The following is a 1060-nucleotide window of genomic DNA, read 5'->3' on the forward strand; positions in this document are numbered from 1 at the left end:
TCGACGGTTCTTGTGCCTGCAAAGCACAAAATGTGACCGCCCGGCTTTACGACTCGGCACACCTCCCTCCACACCGCAGGGCCAGGGACAAACGAGTCCCACTCCTTGCCCATGAATCCGCCACCACGGTGGTTGTAATCGTCACCAGCAAGCCAATGACGCAACACTTCTTCGATGTCCGGCTCGCGGCTAAGTCCATACGGAGGATCGGTCACTACCGCATCCACTGAGTTATCGGGCATCGTGCGAAGCACTTCTAAGCAGTCCCCGTGAATTACTTGGTTAAGCATGCACGCGCCCCCCTTACCTAATGATTTGCAAATACTCTGTCCTATTCCACGCGCATTAAAAATGCGAGGCTTGGAATTCAACCACCATGTCCAGCGCCTCGGCATATCCGGCGATGTCAATCCTGTTATCACGTTTGGGTTTATTGCACTCCCGGCTAATTTTGACGCCGATCATGCAAAGTGCTACTTGCTCCGGAGTGACATCAACCCCCAGTATGGCCGACCATATCTTGGCCGTGCGGCTGAAGTCATGATAAGGGTGACCATAGTCCCCACCACGAACGCCGTGGACTAGTCGGTGTGCTTCGGCCAGGATGGAGTCCATCTTCTGCTGCTCTGCAGAGCCATCCAAATACTTGAGTTGCTCTTCAACATAGCTCATCGTGTTAACCTCCAGGAGTAAACATCATGAAGTTAACCTCATGAAGTTAACCTCACACTCTCACCTCAATCTTACGCTCGGCGCCGTTAAGAAGGACAATCGGCCTGACCAGCGCCGTGGGCCGCAGCCCCTTTACTGTCGGGTAACGTCCTCGCTTCTGATAGCTCCCAGTGTTCACGTAGTATCTGGTGCGCTCGTCCACCTTGTTGTTGCGGAGATCGGGTACATAGTAGCTGTCGGGAAAGACCATAGGTGTGTGGGTGTGGCTTATCATGTAAACGTCCGCCAAAACTATGTCTGCTAGGCGGTGCAAGTTCAGTGCCTTGCCGCCCATTAACCGACTATTAGTCCAGCCATGCGTGCAATAAATGGTGTAGACGAATGGCTT

2 protein-coding genes and 1 pseudogene are annotated in these 1060 nt (G+C 53.2%); all 3 read right to left on the reverse strand.

What is annotated here, in order from left to right:
* Positions 1–290, reverse strand: a pseudogene (locus ACE4YL_RS00465) (hypothetical protein); the annotation flags it as partial.
* A 55-nt stretch (positions 291–345) separates the two neighbouring features.
* On the reverse strand, positions 346–672 hold the full coding sequence (locus ACE4YL_RS00470; protein ID WP_461368983.1) for a DUF6378 domain-containing protein: 327 nt from the start codon (positions 670–672) through the stop codon (positions 346–348).
* A gap of 52 nt (positions 673–724) precedes the next feature.
* On the reverse strand, positions 725–985 hold the full coding sequence (locus ACE4YL_RS00475; RefSeq protein ID WP_461368984.1) for a hypothetical protein: 261 nt from the start codon (positions 983–985) through the stop codon (positions 725–727).
* Between the last annotated feature and the right edge of the window lie 75 nt (positions 986–1060).

The organism is Candidatus Darwinibacter acetoxidans, assembly GCF_041936445.1.
Classification (GTDB): domain Bacteria; phylum Bacillota; class Limnochordia; order Darwinibacteriales; family Darwinibacteriaceae; genus DTU010.

Excerpts from the sequence above, each read along its gene's own strand:
- ACE4YL_RS00470 (WP_461368983.1), bottom strand. The coding sequence starts at position 672 with ATGAGCTATGTTGAAGAGCAACTCAAGTATTTGGATGGCTCTGCAGAG.